The sequence below is a fragment of the Halobacillus litoralis genome (assembly GCF_020171725.1).
Taxonomy (GTDB): Bacteria; Bacillota; Bacilli; order Bacillales; family Halobacillaceae; genus Halobacillus; species Halobacillus litoralis_F.
In genome coordinates this window covers 185,615-206,884 of the sequence record NZ_JAIVAJ010000010.1, presented here as the reverse complement: position 1 = coordinate 206,884, position 21,270 = coordinate 185,615, and the positions used below count along the sequence as shown (strand labels likewise).

Genomic DNA, 21,270 nt, shown 5'->3' with positions numbered 1-21,270 from the left:
GTCTCAACCGTTATTTGTATCTTTATTTTCAAAACGGACGAGACAAACGTTCTCAAGTCGATTTTTCCCCGTGGTGCAGAATCCCTCAACGAACAAACAAGTCCTTCAGCTATTCACTGAAGGACTTGTATTTCTGGATGAATTCCGTATCAATTTTGTTTTTCAGCTTCCACGCTTGATGACTGTGGTGGGCAATCGGACCATACGTCAGCAGCCCCTTCTTATGCCCAGTTGATAAAATATACAGCGCATTCGTCTGAGGATTGTACCGCTTTAGAGGGTTGCCCTTCAAGTAATTCTGCAGATTCTCCCAAAGCACAGGCCCCTGCCTTACAGCATATACTCCACTTTTCGCCAGGTGAGGGTGGTCCGTCATCGTTACACAATCCCCTGCGCCGAACACGTGATCATACCCTTCGAACTGCAGCGTATCCCTTACGTAGGCGAAGCCTTGCTCATCACAGGCTACGTCTGAGTCTTGGAACAAAGAATCCGCTTCCGCTCCTCCAAGCCAGAGAACACCCGTATGTCGGACGCGATTGCCTTTATCGGTTATCACACAGTCCTCCAGTACTTCTGAAGCACGTTCATGCTCCCACAACTGAATCCCTTTTTTCGAAAAAATAGATCGGAGCTTGCGTGAGACGTGTGCAGGAGCATCGGACAGGATCCTCTCTGCACTTATAACGCGGACATTTCCAGGAATCTGATGTTTATTCTTGTACGTTTGAATGGACATCGCAAGCTCACAACCCGCTGCACCGCCCCCCACAATCAACGGATGCGTCGTTTTGCGAATCTCATTGACTTGCGGGATGAATTGATAATTGGGTTTGATGGTTCTTGCGATGGAGGAAGGAGGCAGACTTCTCGAACCGGTATCAAAACTGACGACATCGAATGGGTAGACAGAGCGGTCTGAACAAACGACTTTCTTCTGTTTAGGAAGGATACGACCAGCGGATTTCTTTATGAAATGGATCCCTGCCCTCTTCGTCAATGCCTCTAAATCGACCCGTGTATCCTCTTCCTCATACAAACCTTCCGTATAACCTGAGAACATCCCTGAATAATACTGATAGCTTGATGGGTTGATCAAGCACACATCGACTTGAGAGAGCTTCCTTTCCTTTAATTGATGGATGACCTCTAAGTGGGCATGGCCCGCACCCACTAGTAACAATCGCTTAGACATTGTATCTTCTCCCCCCTATACAAAACGCCCACATGGAAAGCCATGTGGACGCTGTCTTACAAACTCGCTTGTAAAAACTCTTGAACTTCTTCAGGCGTCTTCGCGTTCGCGCTGTGCAAGTGCGCGATTTTCTCGCCTTCTTTGAAAATCAACAGGCTCGGAATACCCATTACTTCGTATTTCTCAGCAACTTCCGGAAGTTCATCGCGGTTCACGTCGTACCAATTGTATTGGTTATATTCCTCAAGGATGTCCCCGATAAACATATCCATGCGTCGGCAATCCGGGCACCAATCGGCTTGGAATTTCACAATGACAGGCTCTTGGCTGTTGATGGTTTCATTGAACGTTTCTAATTTATGAATGGATTCCATTGGTCATTCTCCTTTTTCAATAAAGTCTGATTCCATGATAAGGGAATCAGGAAGATTTGTCTTATCATGTGCTTACTTATATTCTACACGGCCGAGAAGCCACGCTGCCAGCAGTCCTCCTAGGAATGTGACGACACTTACGATCAGCGTCTGCATTTCCGGAATTCCTGGGAACACAACAAACACAGACCCTATGACAAGACCGATGATGAGCGCGAAGGTTCCTGAAGTATGGTTCTCAAGGAAGTACTTAACGATTTTACTCATCGAGATGATCCCCAGTACAATTCCGACTCCCACAACACCGATGATGGTGAAATTGAACTCTTCAATACCTGTCGTCACCGTCGAATAGATACCGATCAAATACAAGATGAACGAACCGCTGATCCCCGGAAGAATCATCGCACTACTGGCGATAAATCCTGAGAAGAACAACAGAACATACGTCGAGGCTGAGAAGTTTTCAATCGGATCGGTCTCTGCTGTCTGGAAGAAAGCCATCGATCCGACAATAATGGCACCTAAAATTAAAATGCCGTAGTGCTTCCCGTGAAAGTTGTGCTTCATGTCTGCCTTATGAGTCAAATATGGCAGCACTCCGATTATCAATCCAAGGAAAAAGTACTGTGTCGGCTCAGGATAATTATCAAACAAGAAGTTGATGAGGTTCGCCAGCAGTAGAATGGCTGTCCCTACTCCAAGCCCTAAAGGAATCAGGAACTTCAAATGCTCTTTCCACTCTTTACTGAACAGCCCGTTGATGGCTTCGATTAAGCGATCGTAAATCCCCAACACGACCGCAATGGTTCCACCACTCACACCAGGAACGATGTCACTTGCCCCCATGAGCATACCTCTATAAATATTTCTCCATTCCCACATACATTCAGATCTCCTTTACAATTTCAACATGCTTCTCTATTTTAACAAAAATATGTAAGCAATCATGCGTCTATTATTAGATTTTTTCTTCTAAATAAGACAGACACAAACCCCCGTACAGGAGTTTGTGCCTCTTATCTTAAGTTAAGCTGAATTTTTCTCTGTTTTTTGTTCCCGATCAATCGCAGCTTTGTCTGCCCGTAATGCTTTATAAAGCGAAACCACCATGAGAATCATGATGAACGAGAACGGGAAGGCTGCGGAAATCAACGCGTTCTGAAGGGCTTGTAATCCACCTGAGTACAGAAGGACGGCAGCCATGGAGGACTGAATGATACCCCAGGCGAACTTCACCATCGTTGGAGGTGTCAATGAGCCGTTGGTTGTCTGCATTCCAAGTACAAATGTCGCGGAATCGGCTGATGTAATAAAGAATGTTCCAATCAACGTCATCGCGATAATGGACATCAATAATCCAAGTGGATACTGGTCAAACGTTCCGAACATCGCTTGTTCTGTCGCAAGATCAGCGATACCAGCTCCGCCACGTTGAGCTTCAATAGCAGAAGAACCGAACGTGGAGAACCATAGAAACCCAACAACCGATGGAACTAATAACACACCGGATAGAAATTCACGGATCGAACGGCCTTTGGATACACGGGCGATAAAGATCCCGACGAATGGAGACCATGAAATCCACCATGCCCAGTAGAAGACGGTCCATGAATTGATCCACTGACGATTCTCTTCACTGTTTGGCGCCGTCCGGAAACTCATGGAAGGAAGGTTTTGTAAGTAAGCGCCGATGGAATCTGTGAAGACATTCAAGATGTAAAGTGTGGGGCCTAAGATGAACATCAAAGCAATAAGAAGCAGGGCTAAAATCATGTTCGTGTTACTCAAATATTTGATTCCTTTACTTAAGCCTGTATAAGCCGAAGCCATAAACAGGACCGTTACAATCAAGATAATGATCAACTGCACACCGAAGCTGTTCTCAATGGATGTCAGGAAGGTCAATCCACCGTTGATTTGTGAAGCACCGAATCCGAGCGTTGTGGCAACCCCGATAATGGTCGCAAATACAGCTACAACATCGACCAGTTTACCCCAGGGACCGTCCATTGCGCTTCCGAAAATCGGTTTAAGCGTGGAACTGATCAAAGCAGGTGCATCGTGTCTGAATTTAAAGTAGGCGAGGACTAATGCGACAATCGCATAAATACCCCAGGCGTGAACACCCCAGTGCAAGTACACGAACTGCATGGCCTCATTCATGGCCTGGTCTGTGCCCGTTTCAGCCGTAGGAGCATTCGTAGCATAAAAGTAAATCGGCTCTGCCGCTCCCCAGAAGACAAGTCCAATTCCCATTCCTGCGCTGAACAACATCGCGAACCATGTCGCATAGTTGTAGTCAGGCTTATCATCAGGTTTCCCGAGTATGATCTTACCGTACGGACTTACAATCATATAAAGACAGAAAACAACAAAACCTGTGACAATGAGTAAGTAATACCATCCGAAGTGGGTGGAAATCCAGGACTGGATCTCGCCGGTGATGGTTTGTAAGTTCTCAGGTGCAACGGACCCCCAAACCACACCGAATAAAGCGATGGCTAATGTAATCCAAAAAACCGAAGTAACTTTGTTCATCGACTTCTCCTTTCCTCATCCTGTTCTCCTCGTTGACTATTTTCGTGAAATAATGACACGAGGTATAATTTTATGTACCCTGGGTAGGAAAATATAAACAGAGAGAGGAATATTACCTACAATAAAATCCCCTCTGTTTTCACAAAGGGGGAAGCGTCATTTCTTCTTCGCATTCATCGGCAAGCCGCTTAGCATGGTTGTAAAAACGCTCATAATCCAGCTCATTCAACTCGTTGGTATCGACAGACTCAATCATATACTTCCCGAATCGCCACGTATCTTCTTTAACCGTTCCTTTATGAACAATCGCGATATTATGGAGGGCCTCCAGGACGCCGTTCATCACGGTCAAGTCTTGTTTCCCATAGATGCGGATCTGGTAGAAGCTCTTATACAAATAGTCGCTGAACTCTTTCGGCTCCATGATCAGCCGTAGATGATTGTCTTGGTCGGCATAATAACGAATGGGTTTATGAACCTCAGCTAGTTCCGAAAGAAGTGAGCCGATGCGATTGATGCAGTTGACGGCTGTATGAGGATCATTAATGCTCGGTGAAATGGCCTTGACGGCAATTTCCACAAGTTTTTGAATCGAAAACTCAATATCTTGAATATCCGTCCGCTCATTGCCGATCAGCAAGTAATCTAAACAGTCGTCAGGAGACTCGGCGTCCTCCCCTTTTTCCCAGTAATAAAACAGCGGAACTCCTTTTTGAATATAGCTTCCTACTTGGAAGGTCGCTTCAAGAAGCAGATCCTGCTGCTTGGCAGCACGCAGTAATCCATCGATTTGAATGCCTTGAAGATATCCTGATTCAGAAGCTGTAATCACGGACGGCTCCCTCTCCTTGTATTGATCGATCTCCGCCGGGTTCCATTCTACGTTTTCATGATAATCTTTCTCGTCAAACGTCTTCGCAATGACATCCGACGTATCCGTGCGAATCTTCCCGATCAAATTATTTACTTGAACGAATCTCGAGGAATGGTGAATGAAGATGATGAAAAAGGCGAGACATACAATCGAAATGAAGACGGTAATAAAAGGACTGAGCAGCCCCTGGCTTTTCTCACTTCCGAGCAGCAGTAAATTGATCAGCGAGAACACAAAGCCAAAAGAATAGACCCCCAGCACGTGCTGGGTCACACGACTCCTCATGAAATCCTGAAGGGTTCGTGGGGAAAACTGCGTTGTATAAGTCGTCAACACGACCATAATCGTTGAAAAACTGATTGTCGTCATTGTCAGAATCGACGTGATCAACGAGCCGTACAAGGTTTGTGCTACACTCTTCTCTGTAAAAAATACCTTAGGCAGACTTTCTTCTATTTTCGGAACCACCCATACGTCCAGTGCACTTGTCAGAATGACCATTAGAATGGATATCGCACTATACAACGCAGGAAGAAACCAAAAACTGTCACGTATGTTTACCCACATCTTCTCTCTGTTCATCGAAGCTCCTCCTTCTGTCTCTCTACCTACTCTTTCCCTTTTCATCATACTCTACATCTAGATTTTCGCATCCTTATTCTTGAAAATAATGGGATTTGAGTGAAGGGAAGGCGTTCGAATGGTCTAGGAGTAAGGAAGAAGCCATAAAAAAACAGCCGGAACCATTGATCATGGTCCGACTGCACGATTTATTAACCGATGCCCGGGTCTCCCGGATCTGAGGATGGTTGAACCACTCCATCCGGATCAAAGGAAGGTTCATCACCTGAATCACTCGTATCTACCGGCTCAACATTGCCAATCCCTGGATCTCCCGGATCTTCGTTAGCGGCTAGAGGAGTGAATGAAAAACTGCCTACGACAAGAAACAATGCCAATAATGCACCTACAAACAACTTTCTCATATCTTAATGCCCTCCTTAAGTTTCATATATTTAAATCCTCACGTGCAGAGGCCCTTTTCTACACGAAGAACTCATCACCTTTTAATCTCCTCCTATATTCATGAGACAATTGTGCAAAGAATCGATCTCCCCTTTCATCGATAAAACGGCGCTCTGAGTTATAGATCATTTTCTCATCCCGCAAAGCAAAGCCTAAATAACATTCTTGAAATGGGGTTAGATCCTCAAATGATTGAAGCATTGCCGCCCCTTCCTCATACCTGCCATCTGCAATGGCTAAATGAGCAGTCTCTACAAAATCAGGTGTGGTAACATCCGCTGTTTGTCTATGTAGAGCTGCAATAAATGGAATGGTACGATGCTTCAGAGAAGGAATCTGTTTTACTTGGTTGTGCTCTTCCGCATAATGGAGAGCTTCATAAGCATGCCCCATTGCCACTTCATAACTTTCAAATGCATAGGTTAATGTTAAATAATGGAGGATGGTAGTCTTTTTTCTTGGAGATAACTCCTTATTAATCAGTTTGTAAGCATATCTTCTCGCAAGGAGGATATGGTTCGATTTCCAATAATAATGAAAGAGCAGTTCATGATAACGTCTCTCAAAGAAATACAAAGCAAGTGGTTCATTTACTTGTTGGAGTGCTTGGTCATAACTCTCAATATAACCATCCAGCCCTTGATACATGTTCATATCAAAGTAGCGGTAAGCCATGATGGCTTGGTGAAGACAGTGTAAAGAGGGGTGTGAAAAATGCAGGGATTTCAACCAGTGAAGGGATTGCTCATAAGAGGACCCTAATCGTTCCATTGTCATCCTGTACAGCAATTTAACATCATCGTTCAAAACACCTGAATTAAGAACCTGAACGACATCTTCAATAAAATCATTCATATACAGAAATTCAAGACAAGCAATTTGATCTTCAATATTGTGGGACCGCATTATCAGACAAAAAGCTCTCGTCTGTTCAACAGCCTCTTCTTTTGAAAAATTCCGCAGCTTGTCCAAATATACGTCATAGACTATTGAATCGTAGTCCATTTGTAAGGTTTGAATTGCTTTCGGCTTCAGGACCTGGTAGTCTTTCATCGCCATCAACCTTTCCTCTTAATACGTAAATTGTAATATTTCGGCGATCGAAAGTCTAGTAATTAATAACTATTTTTTCAAAATTTACACTTTATTTCATAATATGATATAGGTCGATGGTAATCGACAAATTTCTCTACCTATACAAAAATCCCCCTTATGCCAAACAGGCATAAAGGGGATCAAATTACAGAAGCTGATTGATCAGCACCCAAATGTTCCAAACAACCAGTGAATAGACGAGAATCCGTTCAACATTGGAACCCGTTCGGAACGTAACAAAGAAGCGTGTGTATTTTTTCGAGAAAGGATAAGCCAGCGGGATCCCGCGTTTCGTCAGGGAATCTGCAAATAAATGAGAGGCGACCCCGATCAGAAGTCCACTTAAGTAAAACCACGTAATGCCGCTCCACATCTCGATCAGATAGCTGTAAAATACAAGCAGGACCAGAAACAGTAATGAGTGCGTCATTTTCCGGTGGCCCCGTACCATCACGAGTACAGGCAGGAGCATCATAACGAAAACCTTCAGCTCATCCCGGTAATGATCAATATATGTAGGTGCAAATAAATACCCCAATAGAGCAAGGGCTAATACAATGACAAGTCCCCGCCAGAATTTCTGACCGATTTTGGACTTAGGTGTATCAATATCCGGAAGCAATGATCCTACGAGTACAAAAGAGAAAAATAATAGCGTGGGAAAGGGCTGTGCGGTCGATACTTCCGTGTAGGGAATCCACATGACCGCTCCCATCCCAAATGTAAATCCAACAACCTGGTGTCCTGATGCCAACATGATGTCTTGAATCCTTTCCGAGTAGCAAATGGTGTAAGCCTTACAACGATAAAGAAACCCACACCATGTGCGGGTTTTTAATCGTCACAATTCTTTTCAGGAAGACCTAGTATTTGAAACTTCGGCCCTTCCATCGTTTGTTTACCTTCAATCGTCAATGGTTCCGTTAAGTGGGCAATCCGCTGATCAATAGCAACGGGAATCGAGTTGATATAATGCAGTTCATCATCTGCTTCAGGTTCGCCGATGGTCATCCCGATATCGGGCTCACCGCAACCGAACCCCGCAAAAAATAAACGCAGTGTTCCAGATTCTTCTTCAAGTATTTGGTTTAACAAGTCGCGTGCTTGATCGGTTATTTCCATGACTGCTCCTCTCCTTCGATTTAAAAGTACCATATCCTCACGCCTTTACAAAAGGAAAAACCTTGATGTTCCACGTGAAGTCTGGAAGAAAAGGCAGAAAAGAAACGAATGCTGTATCTTTTTCCATTATAAAAAGCCTTGCTTCAGGATTGCTCCTGCAGCAAGGCTTTTAGCTATTTATTAGACAGCTTGTGTATTTAATTCTACGTCGATATTTCCTCTTGTCGCTTTAGAATACGGGCAGAATTCATGAGCTTTTTCCACTAATGCTTCTGCTTCTTCCTGAGAAACACCTTTCACGCGGACGTTCAGAACAACACCGATTTTGAAGCCGTTGTCTGATTCATCTTTTAGAAGGCTGACGTCTGCTGTCGTCTCTGACTCGATTTCCTTCTTCTGCTTGCTTGCCATTAAGTTCAACGCACCATCGAAGCATGAAGAATAACCTGCTGCAAACAGCTGTTCAGGGTTTGAGCCCTTATCTGAACCTTCACCAGGTGTTGATAGATTTACATCAACTAAGCCATCATCTGATTTAACGTGACCGTCACGGCCGCCTTTTGCTGTAGCATGTGCTGTAAACATTACATTACTCATGAACATCACTCCTTGAATGGTATTATCATCAACAACAATACTTTTCCTCATTGCTTGTCCTTTTAAACATCTTTACTTCTCTTCCAGATGATATTGTTCCTTTAAAGATTCAGGTGCCATCTTCACCATCAACTGCAGAATGAAGGTGAAAACAGCTAGATCATCGACAATACCTAGAAACACAAGAAAATCCGGAATGACATCCCAGGGGAACAGAAGGTAGAAAATCAAAAAACCTACTGATAACAATTTCTTATCCAGGCTTACTTCTTTCGATCTGAAAAATTGGTTCAAGAAAGGAATGGACTTTCTTACATTGAATATAAATTTGATTCGTCGCCAAAACTTAATCATTCCATCCCTCCTCTCCTATTATCCATTTACCCGAATCGCTTGTCCATTACCCTTGCTTCCATGCAAATTGCGAAATACGAACGTATGATTTAACATTGGAAGAAGAATGAGAGATACTAGTACCATGAACCTCAAAAGCCGATGTACATATCCTAATTACACACATAAAACTTACACACCTTAAGTTTTAAGACATAAAGGGGAGAAACGATCATGAAAATCTTACTTCTTAACGGAACGATCGTTGGTTCGAAAACGCGGGTTCTGCTTGAAGAAATTCAACAGGATATCAAGCAGCTCCCGGATCACCACGAAACCAAAATCATCAACCTTGAAGATTACGAACTACAATTTGTCGATGGTCGTCCCGCCGAAGAATATAACGAAGACATGCAGCAGCTTATCCGAGAAGTAGAAGAAGCTGATGCTTACGTCATTGCGACACCGATCTTCCAAGGATCGATACCTGGCACCTTGAAGAATGTGTTCGATGCCGTTTCACCGCTGGCTATGCGTTACAAGCCTGTCTCCATTGTAGCAAACGGCGGAACCTTACAGCACCATCTCGTCATCGAGAATCAGCTGAAGCCGATTTTGAACTATTTCCGCTGTATGGTGACACCAAATTACGTGTACACACATACCAACCATTTTTCAACACAAGGTGAGCTGATCGATGAAGACGTCCGCAACCGCCTGAAGGAAATGACACGTGTCTTTAACCAATACATGCAGATGAGCCGTGAAATCGAACCAGATAAGCATTAGAAAAGACCTCTTTCGAAGAGGTCTTTTTTATCAGGTTGTCGAGAAAGTCCCATCGGTTCTTATATAGTTTGAGAATCGGTGTTGGCGAAACAACTTTATGAAGGAGAGACGGAACCTCTTATGCTACCGTCCGGAAAAGGCGAATATGGCACAGAATGACGTTCCACTTTCCATATCCCTGCTCGGTTCTCTTCCCGCTACTTTCGTACAGTGGCGGAAAATGGCGAGACTTCTACGGGATGCACGAACCACGGCGAAATCCCCGAAGACTTTGTCTGAGTTCCCAAGGATCTCAGACAAAGTCTAGTACTTTTCGTACGTAGTGCTGGGTTTCTTGGAATGGCGGTACTCCACCGTATTTATCGACATTACCAGGACCTGCGTTGTAGGCCGCTAAGGCAAGTTTGGAGTCCCCGTCATACTTATCCAGCATCTGCTTCAAGTATTTTGTCCCTCCCATGATGTTCTGCTCCGGGTCGAACGGATCAGATACACCGAGACCACGTGCTGTTGCCGGCATAAGCTGCATCAGCCCCTGCGCCCCTGCATGACTGACAACGTCCGCGTCGAAATTCGACTCCGCTTTGACCACTGATCTGATCAAGTCCGCGTCTACTCCATAGGCTTCAGAAGCTTTGGCAATCATGGCGTCGATTTCAGAATCTTTCACTTCAACCTTTTTCGGCTTAACACTCTCCACCCCTGCCGTCGTTTCGGGAGGATACGTTTGAAAAAGGTCGACAGCTGTGAAACTTCGGTTGGTTGGAGCCTTTGGTCCCTGGCTCATAGCCGCTTCCAACATGCTTTGAAAAGCCATATCCCGTATTCCGCTCGAAAAACTGTCAGCTGAATTCCCACTCATAATCGACATACTCTGCATTTGAATCAAGTGCTGCATCTTATTCAAATCCACTGTTTCCACCTCGTTTTGATATGTATATCATCATTCTACCTTACCCCACATTCTGCCACAACATGAGAACATACCTTCCCTGCTTTTTTCCTGCAACACGTAATCAACCTAGAAACTTGAGAAAATTTTTCTCAACACCCCTCACTCAATCGTGTGTTTTAACAACAATTTTCCCAAAGCGAGCGGAAACCCACGGTGATATAATAATAGACAGAGCAAAAGCGACAGTATCCGTTGATCCTATTCTAATCCGGTCTAGTCAACCGATTTTTTAACGCACAGTGATCAAGTGTCTCTTTTGTCTATATCACCTTCTTTTTCAAGTGGAAAAGAAAATCGTAGATCTCATATTCTGTCCCCCTCAACCAGGAGTCAGGGACGTCCAAACCTTTCTGAAACCTGCAGAAAGGTTTTTTTATTATTCACGACTTCTTTTATTCTTAGGTGAATCATATCTATAGAGTAAAGGAGGTGGTAATATGTTGCACTTCAAGAGCGATAAACACGTCTTTACTTACCTCGCCGCGATCTTATCAGGGTTTGCACTCATTTTGTTATCCGATGAAGTACTGGGAGAATTCTTCTCGACCCTATTCTTCTATGTTGGCGTCATTGCCGTCGCGTTCTTTTCTTTCGTCATTATCATATTCAGCTTTTTTCACTTCTTCACAAAGAGCTAGCAACACCTATCACTCTTAACCACGCAGCGTGCCGCGATCAGCAGCACGCATTTTTCATGTTCTTTTTCACAAAAAAAAGCGGAACACAGCCTGTTTGCTGTATTCCGCTTATGGTTCAGACGAGAACTTCTATATGGGAAGGCAGGACTTTCGCCGTTACAGGAAGTGGATCGCCTTCTTCCCCATCTACATTGGTCATCATTTTCTCTGGAGACGTGACACGAATCTTCGATGAGGTGAAGTATTCAACATCTCCTTCTTCTTTCAACTGCCCTCTCAGAATGGCTGTCAAAATAGTAGCTGTCCTCACTAAGCTTACATTCTTGATAATGTATCCATGCATCACTCCATCGTTGACCTCAGCTTCTGGTGAAAGCTTCTCAAAGCCCGCCGTGGAGTTCGTGAGCGCCGCCAGGAACAAAAAGGAATCCCCTTCCCATACTCCGTTGTCATGCTCGATTCGAAGCGGGTAACTTCTCTGTTCGGTAATGGTCTTAAAGCCTTCCATCACATAAGCGAAGGCGCCGAACTTCGTCTTCTGCTCGGGCGTCACTTCATACGTAGCCTCCGCCACAGCGCCGACTGCGAAGATGTTCACGAAATAACGGTCGTTGAACTGACCGATGTCTACCGACTTCCGTTCGTCCGTTCCGAGTACTTCTATCGCCTTCTCTGTTTTCAGCGGAATTTGAAGGGCTCTTGCGAAATCATTCACGGTACCTAGTGGAACGATACCGAGAAGTGGACGATGGTCTTGATCGACCATTCCATTGATTGTCTCATTCAACGTTCCATCTCCACCCATGGAAACGACAAGATCAAACTCGTCACGGCAGGCCCTTTGGCAGAATGCAGTCGCATCCAATTCCTTCTCTGTCTGCGCCACTTCCACCTCATACCCCTTATCATTTAATATAGAAGTAATTTCTTCTACATAATCCAAGGCTTCTTCTTTCCCCGAGGATGGGTTGACGATCAGCATCGCTTTCTTCATAAAAATCCCCCCTTCTTTCCAACTTATTCCGGATTCCATTTATACAACGTGTTAAGCGGAGTGAAACCAATCGCTTCAAAGAAGGCCGCTGCACGAGGATAGCCGGCTAATAAATTGAGACGGATGCCTTCTACCTCTTTGCCCTGCATCCATTCCATCAATTCACGACACAGCGTTGTCCCTACCCCTTCTCTACGGTAAAACTCATCTACAAATATTTCTTCGACACACCCACACAGTCGACCGTTCACATCCCGGTCCACAGTACCCAGAATGTAGCCAAGCACTTCTCCCTCGCGTTCAGCCACAAGAAGACGCTGATGGTCACTATTCGCAAATAATTGGTCTGCAGCCCAGAACTTCCGCTCTCGCAAAGCTTCATTATCTGGAGCTTCGGAAGAACCGTTTTTCAGCGTCAAACGAAAGTGTTCGATGGCATATCGGGTGAAGTGCATCAAATCTTTCTCTTTCGGTTCTCGAACCAGAATCACGACAACGCCTCCTCATCTCAAGCTATTTCAACACAATTTGATATTCCGGGGTATTTCCTATCACCTCACCAGCAAACGGACACGCCGGATCGATTAGTAATTTATGTTTTCGTGCATAGTTTACAGCATAATCAATCAGCTCTGTTCCAAGACCCTGCTCCCGCTGGTCCGGATCGACGACGGTACTTGTGATCACCATATCTCCATCACGTACCTCAAAGGATAGATGGGCCACGGGATCTTCAACATCTCCAACATAAAAAAGTCCTTCTTTCTCATGAATCTCACTCATAAGATGACCTCCTTCCTCTCTTCACCATACCCTTTCTCTTTCATAGCTATGCTTCACGTAGAAATATTTGAGAAAAATGAATCACCTTTTTATGCAGCCTCACATCCCAAAAAAACGTTTGCCGTCTGAACCGATACAATGCTCTACATAATCCGGACTGTTCCAATTACAAAACCCGGAGAACACATCGATTTCCGATGTATCCCCCGGGCTTCTCCCCTATTCATTCAAAAGATCAGAACCATTATGACCGATACGACTACAACCATACATGCAGTTTTAAACCATACAGGCAAGTCATCATTTCCGTTCTTATTGATCTCATCTTCCTGTTTTTGGACCTGCTTATAGCTGTTTGGGTTACAGCACCCCATCAGGCTGTAGGCTTAAGCTCTTCTTCAAGTGGAATATCTTTGTTTAATCCACGTCGCGCGGCGATGAAGAAGACTGTGACAATCGCTACCGTAATCACTGCAGCAAGTGGGTAGGTCACACCCCATGGCAGGTTAAATCCGATCGGAGCATTCAAGATATACGAGAAAGTCGCCATCGTCATGAACGTTGCAGGTACGGCGGCAATCCAGTAATTCTTCTTCGACAAGAATAGATACATGGCGCCGACCCAGAGGGCAATGACAGCCGTTGACTGGTTTGCCCAGGAGAAGTATCTCCATAGAATCGTAAAGTCGATTCGTGTCAGAGCAAAAGAGATGACAAACATCGGAAGCGCAATCCAGATACGGTTTGCAACTTTACGCTGCGAGATATTCAAGTAGTCCGCAATGATCATACGTGCACTACGGAAAGCTGTATCCCCAGAAGTGATCGGAAGGATAATAACTCCGATGACTGCAAGCGTACCCCCAACAGCTCCAAGCATTGTAATGGAAACTTCACTTACAACATTCGCTGGTCCTCCGTTAGCCAGTACTTCGTTCAATCCGACTGAACCGTTGAACAAGCTCATCGCAGCAGCGGCCCAGATCATCGCAATGATTCCTTCTGCAATCATCATGCCGTAGAAAATGCGGCGTCCTTGTTTTTCCTGTTGAGTCGTACGTGAAATGATTGGAGACTGTGTAGCATGGAAGCCAGACAGCGCTCCACAAGAAATCGTCAAGAATAACAGTGGGAAGATCGCTGCGCCTCCAGGGTGCATGTTTTCAAATGTCAGTTCAGGAACTGGTGCGCCTGTGACGACAAGGGATACACCCACTCCAAGTGCACTGATCAAAAGAAGTGCTCCGAAGATCGGGTAGAAACGACCGATGATTTTATCAATCGGAAGCATCGTTGCAAGCAGGTAGTACACAAAGATGACACCAAGGATAAGCGGCAGTGCCAGCCAGCCGGACGTCAAATTATGAAGCAGGTCGGCAGGAGCTGTAACGAACACCGTACCAACTAAGACAAGAAGCAGGATCGCAAAACCGTTCACCACGTGCTTCATCACTTTTCCTAGGAAGCGTCCCGCCAGTTCCGGCAGGTGGGCGCCGCGGTTTCGAATCGAAATCATCCCTGTCAGATAGTCATGGACCGCTCCGGCAAAGATGGAGCCTAATACAATCCATAGGAATGCAACCGGTCCATAAAGTGCTCCGAGAATCGGACCGAAAATCGGACCTACACCGGCAATGTTTAATAATTGAATCAATGAGTTTCGCTTCTGCCCCATCGGCAGATAGTCTACTCCATCATTGTGAGAATACGCAGGCGTCGGGCGCTTCTCATTCACGCCGAATACCTTTTCTACGTATTTACCGTAAGTAAAATAACCAACAATTAAAAGTGCAATACTCACTAAAAACGTAATCATATAAGGTTCCTCCCTCGTTCTTCTGTAATCGCTTACATAAAGAGTATCAGGATAACGCTTACATGTGTCTGAATTATGACTAAGATGTTGTAGAATACGATTAACATGTCGTGAAAGAGGGTTGAAATTGGTGGGAGCAGGTACGAATGACCCGCTCAACACTATAATTCAAGTTTCTTGCGCAAATCTCTCACATAATTGCGGCTGACAGACAACTTCTCTTCTTTCCCACACAGCTCAAGCTGATAAGCCCCGTTGAACCACGGGGTGAGCTTTTCAATATATTGAAGATTAACAAGATAACTTTTATGAATGCGGAAGAAGGAATACCCTTTAAGACGGGACTCTACTTCTTTTAACGGCCACTTCGTTTCATATACGCGGCTCTTCGTGACGATTTTCGTCAGACGGTCTTCCCGGAATACATACAACACATCGTCAGGGTCGAGATAATGAATATTGTCCTCCCCTTCAATGGCGAGCTTCGATGGTTTTGCGTCGCCTGTCACCGGCTGATCAGGAACCAGCTTCTTCTCAAGGCGAGTGATGGCATCAGCCAACTGCTCTTCTTCAAAAGGCTTCAATAAATAGTCAACGGCCTCATGACGGAAGGCCTCCACAGCAAAGTCGGGGTAAGCCGTCGCGAATACGATACTCGGCACCTTCTTCAACCCCTGCACAGACTTCGCCACTTCCATCCCGTCCATCTTCGGCATTTCCACGTCCAGAAACAGAACATCCGGCTGCAGCTGGATTGTCTTCATCACTGCCACTTCGCCTGAATCGGCCTCTCCAACCACCTCAATCGACTCATGCTTGGAGAGTAAAAAGACGAGCTCATCCCGGCTGAATCGTTCATCATCAACAATCAATGCCCGAATCATGCGGACACCTCCTCTTCATGAAAAGGAATGACAAAAGAAATCGTCGTTCCTTCTCCTTCCCTGCTTTCAATGTTTATTTTCGCTTTCTTACCATGCATGTACTCCAAACGCTTATTTACGTTGTAAAGCCCAAGCCCCGTTCCTTTTTCAGAATCCACCTGAGTGTCTCCCAGCTGCTGCAGACGCTCCTGCTCGATGCCGCTTCCGTTATCGATGATCGATATCCGAACCCCGTCACTCTGTCGTTTGATTCGAATCGTAATTTCACAATCGCCGTCCTGGTCTTTGATTCCGTGCTTGATGCAGTTCTCTACAAGAGGCTGCAAGGTAAGCGGAGCGATTTTGACACGGAGGGCTTCCTCTTCCACTTCATAGGTTACGTGAAGTTTATCGACGAACCGGGTTTCTTCTATAAGTAAATACGATTTCACATGCTTCAGTTCTTCTTCAAGCGATGTCCATTTCTTCGTCGTGGCCCCTAAGTTCTGTCGGAAGAATTTTGAAAGGGCAATAAGAAGTGATCTCGCTAGGTCAGGCTGGGTGCGAATCAGCGAGACCGTCACATTCAGTGAGTTGAACAAGAAGTGAGGATTGACCTGCGCCTGCAGCGCCTTCACCTCTGCCTCACGAGCCAGTTCCTGCGCTTTCTCGGCTTCTGCAATTTCGAGCTGTTGTCCAAGCAGGGCACTCAACCCCTGGATCAGCTCCAATAAGACATTAGAGACTTCCTTTTCTGAGCGCACATAAAACTTGAGCGTTCCGACGACTTCCTTCCGGCGCTTAAGCGGCGCAATCACCGCGGCACCAAGCGGGCAGCCGTCGTGCTGGCAATGAATATCCTCATGCCCGGCCACGACCATCTCTCCTTTTTCAATGACGCGCTTCGTCGCTGTCGTCTGAATCACTTCACCAGATTGGTGGTGATCGTCTGCCTGTCCAACATGCGCAAGAATTCTGTCATGGTCCGTAATCGAAATGGCACTCACGTTCACCTCTTCATAGATGATTTGGCACACTTTTTGTGCCGAACCCTCCGTCAGTCCTTTTCTCAAATGGGAAATGGTTGACTCTGCAAGCCTCAACGCTTTTTGAGCTTGAATAGCCCCGACCTTTTCCTCTTCATTCAATACATTACGGATGATTAACAGGAAGAGCGCCGAACCCAGTCCGTTTGCAAGAATCATCGGAACTCCGATTTCCTGCACAAGTCCGAGCGCAAGTCCAAAAGGCTTCGCGACTAGAACAATGATCCCCATTTGGATCGTCTCCGCAAGAGCACCGACGAATAAGGCCGTCTTCAGCTTCAACGGCTGATCTTTTTTGTGGAAAAAGCCAGCAATCAATCCTGCGATTACCGCTGAAATCCCGCAGGCGAATCCTGTGAATCCCCCTAGTGAAAAACGGTGGAGACCAGCAATCACTCCGGCTCCGATCCCAATCCTATATCCACCAAACAGACCGGCTGCCACCACGCCAATGACCCTCGAATTCGCAATCGCTTCTGTATTCGAAAGATCCGTCGCCCAGCTTCCGAATTCGAATGTGGTGATATCATAGGTGATGCCGGTGTATGTGCCTATGATTCCAAACAAGCCGAAGAAACCGATCGCCATATAACGATCTCCGGCATTAAGCGTTTTACGATCGATCAGTTCACGGAAGAACCGGAATCGTGTGATGATGAACGCTACCGTTACGATGATGCCTAACCGCTCAAGCATAGGCAGAAACAATTCAAACATCCGATCCTCGTCCTCTCATTTTTTCTTTATTGTACCACGGGTGTAAACGTTTTATATACACCACTCATTTGGTACACTTAGGAAAATGAGGTGATCAAGGTGAAAACAACTATAGCGATTATTCAAATGGACATCGCTTTCGGAAACCCTGAAGAAAACCGAAAAACTGCTGAAAAGAAAATTAAAAAAGCCGCTGCAGACGGCAGTACAGTGATTGTATTGCCTGAACTGTGGACGACGGGATACGATTTGTCACGGTTTGAACAAATCGCAGAAACGTTGGATGGACCGACTCACGACATGCTTCGTGCATTGGCCTCCGATCACCACGTGACCATCATCGGATCCATCGCAGAACGGGAAGGAAATCAGTTCTACAACACGATGGTCGTGTATGATCCATCTGGAGAAAGAGTCAGCGAGTACCGGAAGGCTCACCTATTCCGCTTGATGAACGAGGAAAAATATTTACAGTCAGGAAACACAAAAGGGAATTTCCCAATCGGAGAGGTTCCGGCTGCTGGTGTCATCTGCTATGACATCCGCTTCCCAGAATGGCTCCGCACCCATATGCTCGACGGTTCGCAAGCTCTTTTCGTCGTTGCAGAATGGCCGAAGCCTCGTGTGGATCACTGGCGCGCTCTGCTCATCAGCCGGGCGATTGAAAACCAATGCTTCGTCATCGCCTGTAACCGCGTCGGAAAAGATCCGGACAATACTTTCGGCGGGCACTCTATCATCATCGATCCGTGGGGAACGGTTGTGGCAGAAGCCGGAGGTGGAGAAGAAACGCTTCAAGCAGACGTTGACTTCTCAGAAGTGGAAGCGATCCGCAAACAAATCCCCATCTTCCAAGACCGCCGTCCAGGTTTATACGAATAAGAAAAGGTCCCTTTGATGAATTCAAAGGGACCTTTTGCATACTATTGTGAAAGTATTTACGTATTTTTAATGAACCTTAAGACGAATGGAACGGACATTTTTTATAGGCTTCCTTCTGGTAAAAATAATTCGGCGAATCCATTCTGTCTTCATAGGAAGAATGGAAAATGTTCGTCGCAGCCGGTGATACAGGCGGAATCAGCCATGTCCAGTCTCCTGTCGCCTGACGGTCTGCTTTGTTCTCCTTCTTCTCGAAAAGTTGAAACTGTTGAGCAGCCGTGTGGTGATCGACGATGCTCACTTTCGCTTCTCGATACGAGTGAAGGACAGCCTGGTTCAGCTCGATGAGGGCACGGTCCTTCCAAAGGGAAGAATTGCGCTTCGTATCCAGTCCCATGCCTTCCGCAATGGTAGGCAGAAGGTTGTAACGGAACTCGTCAGCTAAGTTCCGCGCACCGATCTCCGTCCCCATATACCAGCCGTTGAATGGCGCCGCTGTGTACTCAACGCCTCCAATCTCAAGCTGCATATCCGATATGAACGGGACGGCATACCACTTGAATTCGAGGTCGTCGAACCAGTCATATTCCGGGTGACGAAGGGGAACTTCCATCACCTTCTCAGATGGTATGTTGAACCATTTCGGCTCATGATGGTCGATTTGTATGACGAGAGGAAGAACATCAAACGAACCTCCTTCTCCTTCCCACCCGAGCTTCTGACACATCCTGGTGAATTCGACAGAGGCGGGGTCACCTGTCACCACTCCATCTTCTTCGTATCCCGCATACCTGACAAGCTGGTGGTTCCAAATACGGATTTCTTTTTCCTCTACCTTTGGGCGGAAAATCGAAATCGTAGAACGGATCCGACCTTTATTGGTGGCAAAGTCGATATGTTCAAGCAACGCATGATAAATCGCTTCTTCATCATCCACTTCTCTATGGTCGAATACGTTTAAATTCTCCCAGAAGAGCCGGCCGATGCAGCGATTGCTGTTACGCCATGCTACTTTTGCTCCATAAACGAGTTCATGATACGTATGTTGATAAGTGCCTGTGTCTTCGATTTGCTTCTTCACATCAGAAAGACGCTCCTCTACATCAGGCAGCTCATTTTCCTTATAATACTGGCGGATGAACGATTCAGCTTCTTGATAGAGTTCTTTATTCAAAATCTTAACTCCTCCTGCAAGTTCTCGCTCTTTCATCCTACCATAGATTGTCCTACTTCACTCGCCTTGCCGCCTGCTGGATTGGATCCCACACACTGTTATATGGAGGGGAATAGGAGAGGTCCAGTTCCTCGAGCTGCTCCATGTCCATCTCGTTATAAAGAGCGGTGGCGAGCACATCAATCCGTTTGTCCACCCCTCTGTGGCCGATGATCTGGGCCCCGAGCAGCTTCTCACTTTTTTCATGATACAGAAGCTTTAGTGTCATCGGGTCCTCTTTCGAATAGTAGCCAGCGGCATGGGTCGAGTCGATGGTAATCGTCTTATATGGGATGTACTCATTCTTCGCTTCCTTCTCAGACAGCCCCGTACGCGCGAGTGTGAGGTCGAAGAATTTAATGATCGATGTCCCGACGATTCCATTAAACACCTTCCGTTTATTTACGATATTGAGTCCTGCCACACGCCCCTGCTTGTTCGCATGTGTTCCAAGCGGGATATGGTCGGCACGCTGTTTAATCCGGTGAAACTGCGTCGCACAGTCCCCCGCAGCATAAATGTCCAGAATACTCGTCTCCATAAAGGCATTCACTTGTATCGCATCCGCTACGCCTTTGGCAATCCCTGTTCCGTTTAAGAAAAAGGTGTTCGGCGTCACTCCGACGGCTGCAAGAACGGCATCCGTCTGATGCTCTGCCTGATCTGTGACGACCGCTTCTACTCGGGACGTACCTTTGAACCCTTCAACAGATTCATGGAGACACAGTTCAATCCCCTGCCTTTCAGCCTCTTTCTGAATCTTATCGCTCATTTCGGGATCGAATATCTTGGCGATCCGGTCACCACGATCGATCATCTTTACTTTTTTCCCGATTTTAATTAAATTCTCCGCCACTTCAAGACCAATGTATCCTCCACCGATGATCGTCACATGCTTCACATCTTCTGTCAGATCCTCCATGATGGCTTCAATGTCCGGAATCGTCTTCAACGTGAAGATTCCCTCCAGGTCCCGTCCTTCCCATGGAGGCAGAATCGGAGCCGCCCCCGTTGCAATGAGTAGACGATCATACTTCTGCTCGAATTCCTCACCCGTTTCAAGATTCTTTCCGTGTACTCTCTTATGATCACAATCAACCTGCGTCACTTCATGCTTTGTCCTCACATCGATGCCGTATTTTTCACGAAATGTCTCCGGGCTCCTTGCAATCAGATCGTCAGTAGATTCTACATCTCCGCTGATGACATAAGGCAGTCCGCACTGACCATATGACGTGACTTCCCCATGCTCGAAGACCGTAATGGTGTGTCCTTCACTGTTTCTAACAATCTGCATAGCGGCGCTCATTCCCGCAGCATCACCGCCAATAATGACAATATCCATCTCGTAACACCCCTTTTTCTGTATCTATTACCCCTTCTCCTAGGAGGACAATCTTACTCAACCGTGTTACAC

At 45.9% G+C, this 21,270-nt stretch carries 23 protein-coding genes; 3 read left to right on the top strand and 20 right to left on the bottom strand.

Going from position 1 to position 21,270, the window contains the following annotated elements; all coding sequences use genetic code 11:
* Positions 1-109: 109 nt before the first annotated feature.
* From LCM20_RS18570 to LCM20_RS18520, 11 genes are all read right to left on the bottom strand, one after another.
* On the bottom strand, positions 110-1,195 hold the full coding sequence (locus LCM20_RS18570; RefSeq protein ID WP_225196992.1) for an FAD-dependent oxidoreductase: 1,086 nt from the start codon (positions 1,193-1,195) through the stop codon (positions 110-112).
* A gap of 56 nt (positions 1,196-1,251) precedes the next feature.
* A complete protein-coding gene (locus LCM20_RS18565; RefSeq protein WP_225196991.1) occupies positions 1,252-1,569 on the bottom strand; it encodes a thioredoxin family protein in 318 nt (105 codons plus the stop codon).
* Positions 1,570-1,641: 72 nt separating this feature from the next.
* Positions 1,642-2,454 carry a DUF368 domain-containing protein gene (locus tag LCM20_RS18560; RefSeq protein ID WP_225196990.1) on the bottom strand — a complete coding sequence of 271 codons (813 nt, stop codon included), beginning with the start codon at positions 2,452-2,454 and terminating at the stop codon, positions 1,642-1,644.
* Between the two features lie 144 nt (positions 2,455-2,598).
* Entirely contained in the window at positions 2,599-4,110 is a 1,512-nt protein-coding gene (locus LCM20_RS18555; protein ID WP_225196989.1) for a BCCT family transporter, read from the bottom strand.
* 139 nt (positions 4,111-4,249) lie between these two features.
* Positions 4,250-5,566 (bottom strand): DUF2254 domain-containing protein, encoded by a 1,317-nt coding sequence (locus LCM20_RS18550; protein WP_225196988.1) that lies wholly within the window; start codon positions 5,564-5,566, stop codon positions 4,250-4,252.
* 191 nt (positions 5,567-5,757) lie between these two features.
* Positions 5,758-5,970: a hypothetical protein gene (locus tag LCM20_RS18545; protein WP_225196987.1), complete on the bottom strand. Its 213-nt coding sequence runs from the start codon at positions 5,968-5,970 to the stop codon at positions 5,758-5,760.
* Positions 5,971-6,028: 58 nt separating this feature from the next.
* Positions 6,029-7,069 (bottom strand): AimR family lysis-lysogeny pheromone receptor, encoded by a 1,041-nt coding sequence (locus tag LCM20_RS18540; protein WP_225196986.1) that lies wholly within the window; start codon positions 7,067-7,069, stop codon positions 6,029-6,031.
* 181 nt (positions 7,070-7,250) lie between these two features.
* On the bottom strand, positions 7,251-7,862 hold the full coding sequence (locus LCM20_RS18535; protein ID WP_225196985.1) for a metal-dependent hydrolase: 612 nt from the start codon (positions 7,860-7,862) through the stop codon (positions 7,251-7,253).
* A gap of 77 nt (positions 7,863-7,939) precedes the next feature.
* A complete protein-coding gene (locus LCM20_RS18530; protein ID WP_225196984.1) occupies positions 7,940-8,227 on the bottom strand; it encodes a hypothetical protein in 288 nt (95 codons plus the stop codon).
* A 180-nt stretch (positions 8,228-8,407) separates the two neighbouring features.
* Positions 8,408-8,824 carry an organic hydroperoxide resistance protein gene (locus LCM20_RS18525; protein ID WP_225196983.1) on the bottom strand — a complete coding sequence of 139 codons (417 nt, stop codon included), beginning with the start codon at positions 8,822-8,824 and terminating at the stop codon, positions 8,408-8,410.
* 72 nt (positions 8,825-8,896) lie between these two features.
* Entirely contained in the window at positions 8,897-9,178 is a 282-nt protein-coding gene (locus LCM20_RS18520; protein WP_225196982.1) for a YkvA family protein, read from the bottom strand.
* Positions 9,179-9,391: 213 nt separating this feature from the next.
* On the opposite strand from LCM20_RS18520, the gene LCM20_RS18515 reads away from it, so the two are divergent.
* Complete coding sequence (locus LCM20_RS18515) at positions 9,392-9,946, top strand: NADPH-dependent FMN reductase (RefSeq protein WP_225196981.1); 555 nt, start codon at positions 9,392-9,394, stop codon at positions 9,944-9,946.
* Between the two features lie 292 nt (positions 9,947-10,238).
* Here LCM20_RS18515 and LCM20_RS18510 read toward each other — a convergent pair whose 3' ends face one another.
* Positions 10,239-10,859: a lytic transglycosylase domain-containing protein gene (locus tag LCM20_RS18510; RefSeq protein WP_412098010.1), complete on the bottom strand. Its 621-nt coding sequence runs from the start codon at positions 10,857-10,859 to the stop codon at positions 10,239-10,241.
* A gap of 479 nt (positions 10,860-11,338) precedes the next feature.
* Between LCM20_RS18510 and LCM20_RS18505 the strand changes: the two genes are divergently transcribed.
* Positions 11,339-11,539 carry a hypothetical protein gene (locus tag LCM20_RS18505; RefSeq protein ID WP_225196980.1) on the top strand — a complete coding sequence of 67 codons (201 nt, stop codon included), beginning with the start codon at positions 11,339-11,341 and terminating at the stop codon, positions 11,537-11,539.
* Between the two features lie 115 nt (positions 11,540-11,654).
* Here the strand turns inward: LCM20_RS18505 and LCM20_RS18500 are convergent, their stop codons facing one another.
* The 6 genes from LCM20_RS18500 to LCM20_RS18475 form a co-directional block, all read right to left on the bottom strand.
* Positions 11,655-12,533, bottom strand: a complete 879-nt coding sequence (locus tag LCM20_RS18500) for a diacylglycerol/lipid kinase family protein (RefSeq protein WP_225196979.1) — start codon at positions 12,531-12,533, stop codon at positions 11,655-11,657.
* Between the two features lie 23 nt (positions 12,534-12,556).
* Positions 12,557-13,024: a GNAT family N-acetyltransferase gene (locus tag LCM20_RS18495; protein WP_225196978.1), complete on the bottom strand. Its 468-nt coding sequence runs from the start codon at positions 13,022-13,024 to the stop codon at positions 12,557-12,559.
* Positions 13,025-13,046: 22 nt separating this feature from the next.
* The gene (locus LCM20_RS18490) at positions 13,047-13,316 is read right to left on the bottom strand and encodes a GNAT family N-acetyltransferase (protein WP_225196977.1); all 270 of its coding nucleotides are present in this window, start codon (positions 13,314-13,316) and stop codon (positions 13,047-13,049) included.
* A 373-nt stretch (positions 13,317-13,689) separates the two neighbouring features.
* Complete coding sequence (locus LCM20_RS18485) at positions 13,690-15,132, bottom strand: carbon starvation protein A (RefSeq protein WP_225196976.1); 1,443 nt, start codon at positions 15,130-15,132, stop codon at positions 13,690-13,692.
* A gap of 161 nt (positions 15,133-15,293) precedes the next feature.
* The gene (locus tag LCM20_RS18480) at positions 15,294-16,016 is read right to left on the bottom strand and encodes a LytR/AlgR family response regulator transcription factor (protein ID WP_225196975.1); all 723 of its coding nucleotides are present in this window, start codon (positions 16,014-16,016) and stop codon (positions 15,294-15,296) included.
* Complete coding sequence (locus tag LCM20_RS18475; protein WP_225196974.1) at positions 16,013-17,758, bottom strand: sensor histidine kinase; 1,746 nt, start codon at positions 17,756-17,758, stop codon at positions 16,013-16,015. Before LCM20_RS18475 ends, LCM20_RS18480 begins: the two co-directional genes overlap by 4 nt.
* A gap of 99 nt (positions 17,759-17,857) precedes the next feature.
* Here LCM20_RS18475 and LCM20_RS18470 point away from each other — a divergent pair, with 99 nt between their 5' ends.
* Positions 17,858-18,640, top strand: coding sequence for a carbon-nitrogen family hydrolase (locus tag LCM20_RS18470; protein ID WP_225196973.1), 783 nt, complete (start codon positions 17,858-17,860; stop codon positions 18,638-18,640).
* 76 nt (positions 18,641-18,716) lie between these two features.
* Here LCM20_RS18470 and LCM20_RS18465 read toward each other — a convergent pair whose 3' ends face one another.
* Together LCM20_RS18465 and LCM20_RS18460 are read right to left on the bottom strand one after the other, a co-directional pair.
* The gene (locus LCM20_RS18465; protein WP_225196972.1) at positions 18,717-19,850 is read right to left on the bottom strand and encodes a nitric oxide synthase oxygenase; all 1,134 of its coding nucleotides are present in this window, start codon (positions 19,848-19,850) and stop codon (positions 18,717-18,719) included.
* A 16-nt stretch (positions 19,851-19,866) separates the two neighbouring features.
* Positions 19,867-21,198 (bottom strand): FAD-dependent oxidoreductase, encoded by a 1,332-nt coding sequence (locus LCM20_RS18460; protein ID WP_225196971.1) that lies wholly within the window; start codon positions 21,196-21,198, stop codon positions 19,867-19,869.
* Between the last annotated feature and the right edge of the window lie 72 nt (positions 21,199-21,270).

Excerpts from the sequence above, each read along its gene's own strand:
- LCM20_RS18570 (WP_225196992.1), bottom strand. The coding sequence starts at position 1,195 with ATGTCTAAGCGATTGTTACTAGTGGGTGCGGGCCATGCCCACTTAGAG.
- LCM20_RS18565 (WP_225196991.1), bottom strand. The coding sequence starts at position 1,569 with ATGGAATCCATTCATAAATTAGAAACGTTCAATGAAACCATCAACAGC.
- LCM20_RS18560 (WP_225196990.1), bottom strand. The coding sequence starts at position 2,454 with ATGTGGGAATGGAGAAATATTTATAGAGGTATGCTCATGGGGGCAAGT.
- LCM20_RS18555 (WP_225196989.1), bottom strand. The coding sequence starts at position 4,110 with ATGAACAAAGTTACTTCGGTTTTTTGGATTACATTAGCCATCGCTTTA.
- LCM20_RS18550 (WP_225196988.1), bottom strand. The coding sequence starts at position 5,566 with ATGAACAGAGAGAAGATGTGGGTAAACATACGTGACAGTTTTTGGTTT.
- LCM20_RS18545 (WP_225196987.1), bottom strand. The coding sequence starts at position 5,970 with ATGAGAAAGTTGTTTGTAGGTGCATTATTGGCATTGTTTCTTGTCGTA.
- LCM20_RS18540 (WP_225196986.1), bottom strand. The coding sequence starts at position 7,069 with ATGGCGATGAAAGACTACCAGGTCCTGAAGCCGAAAGCAATTCAAACC.
- LCM20_RS18535 (WP_225196985.1), bottom strand. The coding sequence starts at position 7,862 with ATGTTGGCATCAGGACACCAGGTTGTTGGATTTACATTTGGGATGGGA.
- LCM20_RS18530 (WP_225196984.1), bottom strand. The coding sequence starts at position 8,227 with ATGGAAATAACCGATCAAGCACGCGACTTGTTAAACCAAATACTTGAA.
- LCM20_RS18525 (WP_225196983.1), bottom strand. The coding sequence starts at position 8,824 with ATGAGTAATGTAATGTTTACAGCACATGCTACAGCAAAAGGCGGCCGT.
- LCM20_RS18520 (WP_225196982.1), bottom strand. The coding sequence starts at position 9,178 with ATGATTAAGTTTTGGCGACGAATCAAATTTATATTCAATGTAAGAAAG.
- LCM20_RS18515 (WP_225196981.1), top strand. The coding sequence starts at position 9,392 with ATGAAAATCTTACTTCTTAACGGAACGATCGTTGGTTCGAAAACGCGG.
- LCM20_RS18505 (WP_225196980.1), top strand. The coding sequence starts at position 11,339 with ATGTTGCACTTCAAGAGCGATAAACACGTCTTTACTTACCTCGCCGCG.
- LCM20_RS18500 (WP_225196979.1), bottom strand. The coding sequence starts at position 12,533 with ATGAAGAAAGCGATGCTGATCGTCAACCCATCCTCGGGGAAAGAAGAA.
- LCM20_RS18490 (WP_225196977.1), bottom strand. The coding sequence starts at position 13,316 with ATGAGTGAGATTCATGAGAAAGAAGGACTTTTTTATGTTGGAGATGTT.
- LCM20_RS18485 (WP_225196976.1), bottom strand. The coding sequence starts at position 15,132 with ATGATTACGTTTTTAGTGAGTATTGCACTTTTAATTGTTGGTTATTTT.
- LCM20_RS18480 (WP_225196975.1), bottom strand. The coding sequence starts at position 16,016 with ATGATTCGGGCATTGATTGTTGATGATGAACGATTCAGCCGGGATGAG.
- LCM20_RS18475 (WP_225196974.1), bottom strand. The coding sequence starts at position 17,758 with ATGTTTGAATTGTTTCTGCCTATGCTTGAGCGGTTAGGCATCATCGTA.
- LCM20_RS18465 (WP_225196972.1), bottom strand. The coding sequence starts at position 19,850 with ATGAAAGAGCGAGAACTTGCAGGAGGAGTTAAGATTTTGAATAAAGAA.
- LCM20_RS18460 (WP_225196971.1), bottom strand. The coding sequence starts at position 21,198 with ATGGATATTGTCATTATTGGCGGTGATGCTGCGGGAATGAGCGCCGCT.